Below are 4,353 nucleotides of genomic sequence, written 5' to 3' on the forward strand. Positions count from 1 at the left end.
TGGAGGCGAACACCTGCTCCCGCGCCTCGGCGAAGGATACGCCGTGCGCCGCCATGTGCCCCCGGATGCGCTCCAGTACGAGGAAGGCCGAGTGGCCCTCGTTCATATGGTAGACGGTCGGGGTGATCCCGAGGGCGCGCAGCGCCCGGACTCCCCCGATGCCGAGGATGATCTCCTGCCGGATCCGCATCTCCCGGTCACCGCCGTAGAGCGTTCCCGTAATCTCCCGCGCGCGGGGGGAGTTCTCCTTCACGTTGGTGTCCAGGAGGTAGAGGGGGACGCGGCCGATCTGGACCCGCCAGATCCTCGCCTGGACCTTCTCCCCCGCCAGGTCCACCTCGATCCGGAGCGACTTCCCGGCGGCGTCCCGCTCCATCGTGACGGGCATGTTGTACCAGTCGTTGTCCAGGTAGAGCTCCTGCTGCCAGCCGTCGAGGGAGAGGATCTGGCGGAAATACCCCTTCTGGTACAGAAGCCCCACGCCGACCAGCGGCAGGCCGAGGTCGGAGGCCGACTTCAGGGTGTCTCCCGAAAGGACGCCTAAGCCTCCCGAATAGATCGGGAGACCCTCGTCGATCCCGAACTCGCAGGAAAAGTACGCGGCCCGGAACTCCTTCTCCTCCCCGTGCGCCTCCCGGAACCATCCCGGCGCCTTGAGGTAGTCGACCAGGGACTGGTGGACCCTCTTGACATTGGCCACGAAGCTCTCGTCCCGGGCCGCCTCCTCCAGGTTCTCCTGGGAGAGGGAACCGAGCATGAGGACGGGGTTCTGGTATGACTTGTCCCAGAGGTCGGTATTGAGGCGGATGAACAGCTGGACAGCCTCCCAGTTCCAGGAGAACCAGAGGTTCATCGCGATCTCCTGGAGGGGTTTCAGCTCGGGCGGAAGATTCGGGCGGACGTGAAATTCCCGGATTTTCATACGGCCATCCTTTTCTGCAGGTGTACACTATTTATGACACGGGACGGAAAGACCGCAAGGAGATTCCTTCATGGATGGACCGGTTAGGAGCGGCAGGGAGGCAAGCGGGTGAACCGGATGCTTTCCCTTCTGGCATCGGGGGCCTTCCTCCTGGCGGTGGCCGTGGTTCCGGCATCCGCGGAGGAAAGGACCATTGTCGGGACGATCGTGCGACTGGACGCCGCGGATCGCACCTTGACCGTGCAGGACGGGAAGGGAGCGATGTGGAACTACAAGGTCGACGGGGACGCCGAGATTTCCCTTGCGAACCTCAAGGAAGGAGACCGGGTGTCGGTGACGATCGGCCGGGCCACGCCTCTCAACATGATCACGGCCGCGGACCGGTTACGGAAGGGGGACCGGGTCACCAAGATCCCTTTCTGAATTTATTGTGCGCCCCCGTTTGCGGGCTTCCACATGCTCCTGTGTTTTTCCTCTCTGGTTACCCTTTCTCCACCGGATCCCTTCCCCACCTCCCAGAAATTCCTTTTCGCGTAGGACGCGACCTGCCATGCGCACTCCTTCACCGCCTTGTCGACAGAACCTGAGTCCCCGCTTTCCCCTTGCGCATGGATCGATGCGATTTCCTTTCCCGCGAAGTTTACGAACGCGACTTCCGCGGTGACGGATCCCGTCCCGGGGTCTTCCTTCCCCCCGGAAGGATTTTCACGCCCCGCGGGAGGAAAGCCGGTGATCCGGTATACGATGCGCAGCTCCGGTCCGTGAACGAACGGACCTCTGTCGTACAGGTACGTCATGAGGGCCATACGAAAATCCCGGCGGACCTGGCCCGGAACGAATGTGCCGGAATCCTCCTCCAGGACCAGTACCGACGAATACCGGACGTTCGCTTCGGGGGGTTGCAAAATCACGGTTCTCCCCGTCCCGGAACATCCGCACAACGACAGGAAGAACCAGATCGTCAACCCGACCAGGCCCAGAGAAAATGCGGGTTTCCCGGGCAAACTCGCCGTGATCGCCCGCCCCGCACGCCGCGGCGAACCGTCTTCCCACCTTTTCATTCTCACGTCATGCCTCATCCGTCCCGGCCCTCCGCTTCTGGAATCTCCCACCACCATGGGTATCGGCACCGCGCCGGAAGAAGTTTACCGGTGGGTGGGAAGGAAGGCATCCCGATCGGAACGGAAAGCGGCCGGCGAGCGGGATGGGGTCGAGGCGTTTACGGCAGGGACCAGTCCTGTCCCAAGGCATCCCTCATGGAGAGGATCGGCCCGTTCTCATCCGACAAATAGAGGACGGCGCTTGTCCCCGTCTCGCCGTCCCTGCCGAACAGGCCCAGCGCCGGTTCCCCCCCGCCGGCGAGCTTGAAGTTCACCCGCGCCCGGTAATCGTTGTCCCAGAAGGCGATCCCCGGATTCCCCTCGTCGGAAAGCCCGATGACCGAACGGTAGTGGCGTTCCTTGTCCAGAAAGGAAAGGATCGGTTGCCCCTTCCCCTGCAGTTCGAACACGGCGCGGAGATCCCCGTCGGAATCGTACAGGGAGAATCTCGGATTGTTCTCCCGGATCGCCAGCAGGATGCCCACTTTTCCGTTTTCGCGTGCCACCGCGAACCGTTTCGCGCGTATTTCTTCCGGGACATCCCCGGACAGGATCCGGAAGAGGGAAAAAAGGCAAAGAACGACCACGCCGACCGCGCCCGCCAGGCTGGTCATCCGTAATTCCCGCACCTGTTTTTCCAGCTGCTGGAGGCGATGTTCCCCCTTATCGACCGCTTCTTCCGCCATCGCGCGCCCCTTTCTAAAAAAAAATCATTCCCTGCTTATTCTCCTGCGTTTCCCTTCGGTGACCTTCTCCGGTTACCTGGATTTTGGCCATGCCCTTCTTTGAAACACCTTCTGAAAGAGCCGGATGACCTTCCCTCCCCGGTCCTGTCTCTCCATCTCATCCGCTATGAGGTCCAGTCTCTCCGCCATGCCCCGAAGCTCTTTTGACTGTTCCCGGAGTTTCTTCACCCGGTCTTCGCTTTTGGGGAGGGAAACCCCGAGGATCGGCTCCCCGCTCTTTTTGGAAAGGGGGACGCTCATCAACTTCCCGGACTCTTTCTGCTCTCCCTTCACCTCTTTTCCCTGCTTTCTCCATATCCTCATCGCCTTCCTCCTATTCCCCGGCGCAACATCCCGCGGCGAACTCGGGCGTCGGGGGGACGACATTTCCCGTTTCCCCCTCTTTTTTCTCAATGATAGGTCCCTAATGGAAAGATGGCAAGGCAGTCCCCCGATAGCGCATCGATCTTTTTGCCTGTGGATGTGCACGAGGTTTCTTGCAAACCCGACAGCGAAAAATTACACTTTACCTGCTCCGGGAAGCGATGAACGTACAGGGAAAGGAAATCCGGCAGGTTGAGAATCAAGGTGCTCGGCGCATCCGGATCCGAAGTCCCGGGCCACAACTGCCCGGCATTCCTCGTCGACAGGACGTTTCTCCTCGACGCGGGAACGATCGGTCTCTCCCTGAACATCCGGGAAGAAGACAGCTTGCGGCAGATTCTCCTCACCCATGCCCATTTCGACCACATCAAGGGGATCCCGTTCCTGCTCGACAACCTGGTCATCCGGAACACGGGGAACACCATCACGGTGATGAGCGGGAAGGAGGTCATCGACGACCTGCAGAAAAACATTTTCAACGACAGGATCTGGCCGGATTTCACCAGAATTCCGTCTTCCGAACGACCCGTTCTAAAATACCGGCCCTTGAGCCCCTCGCACCCGGTGGACCTGAACGGGTACAAAGTGTTCCTGCAAAAGGTCCACCACACCGTGCCCGCCTACGGGTACGTCATCGAGAAGGGGGACGGAAAGGCGTTTGCCTATACGGGGGATACGGGGCCCACCGATCTCTTCTGGCGGGAGATGTCGGACCACGACGTGCAGTGCCTCATCGTGGAGGTTTCGTTTCCCAACCGGCTGGAGGAACTTTCCCTGAAATCGGGGCACCTCACGGCGGCCCTGCTGGAAAAAGAGATCGCGAAGATGTCCCCCTGCCCGCCACGGATTTTCGTGATGCACGTGAAGCCGCAGTATCTGGGGGAAATCGAGAAGGAGGTCCACGCGCTGCGGCACAACAGCGTGGAACTGATGAAAGAGGGAGAGATTATAACGATTTAGGGGTCAGACCGCCGGCCTTTCCGACGTGATCCTCATCAACGCCTCGTCCAGTTCCCGTATCCGGCGAGACATCCGTTTCATGATCATGAACGCGAGAGACGGGTCATCGTGGATCTTCCGGAGGAACATCTTCTTGTCCACGGTGAGCACCCGCACCTCTCCCAGCGGACGGACGGTGGCGGAACGTACATCCTTCTCGAAGAGCGCCATCTCCCCGAAGAAGTCCCCTTCGCCCAGCTCGGCGAGGCGGACCTCCTTCCCA

Annotated in this window: 7 protein-coding genes; 2 read left to right on the forward strand and 5 right to left on the reverse strand. The window is 60.7% G+C overall.

The window, feature by feature from the left end; genetic code table 11:
* A partial coding sequence (gene glgP / locus VJ307_03025; GenBank protein HJX73103.1) for an alpha-glucan family phosphorylase occupies window positions 1-922 on the reverse strand: 922 nt, incomplete at its 3' end.
* Window positions 923-1,030: 108 nt separating this feature from the next.
* Between glgP and VJ307_03030 the strand changes: the two genes are divergently transcribed.
* The gene (locus VJ307_03030) at window positions 1,031-1,345 is read left to right on the forward strand and encodes a hypothetical protein (protein HJX73104.1); all 315 of its coding nucleotides are present in this window, start codon (window positions 1,031-1,033) and stop codon (window positions 1,343-1,345) included.
* Window positions 1,346-1,347: 2 nt separating this feature from the next.
* On the opposite strand, the gene VJ307_03035 is transcribed toward VJ307_03030, so the two are convergent.
* The 3 genes from VJ307_03035 to VJ307_03045 all read right to left on the reverse strand — a co-directional run bounded on the left by VJ307_03035 (window position 1,348) and on the right by VJ307_03045 (window position 3,134).
* Window positions 1,348-1,989, reverse strand: coding sequence for a hypothetical protein (locus tag VJ307_03035; protein HJX73105.1), 642 nt, complete (start codon window positions 1,987-1,989; stop codon window positions 1,348-1,350).
* A 152-nt stretch (window positions 1,990-2,141) separates the two neighbouring features.
* Complete coding sequence (locus tag VJ307_03040) at window positions 2,142-2,708, reverse strand: hypothetical protein (protein ID HJX73106.1); 567 nt, start codon at window positions 2,706-2,708, stop codon at window positions 2,142-2,144.
* 72 nt (window positions 2,709-2,780) lie between these two features.
* On the reverse strand, window positions 2,781-3,134 hold the full coding sequence (locus VJ307_03045; GenBank protein ID HJX73107.1) for a hypothetical protein: 354 nt from the start codon (window positions 3,132-3,134) through the stop codon (window positions 2,781-2,783).
* 189 nt (window positions 3,135-3,323) lie between these two features.
* Here VJ307_03045 and VJ307_03050 point away from each other — a divergent pair, with 189 nt between their 5' ends.
* On the forward strand, window positions 3,324-4,091 hold the full coding sequence (locus tag VJ307_03050) for a 3',5'-cyclic-nucleotide phosphodiesterase (protein HJX73108.1): 768 nt from the start codon (window positions 3,324-3,326) through the stop codon (window positions 4,089-4,091).
* A gap of 3 nt (window positions 4,092-4,094) precedes the next feature.
* Here VJ307_03050 and VJ307_03055 read toward each other — a convergent pair.
* The coding region (locus VJ307_03055; GenBank protein ID HJX73109.1) for a cyclic nucleotide-binding domain-containing protein at window positions 4,095-4,353 on the reverse strand (259 nt) is incomplete at its 5' end.

This window comes from Candidatus Deferrimicrobiaceae bacterium, assembly GCA_035256765.1.
Taxonomy (GTDB): Bacteria; Desulfobacterota; Deferrimicrobia; order Deferrimicrobiales; family Deferrimicrobiaceae; genus CSP1-8.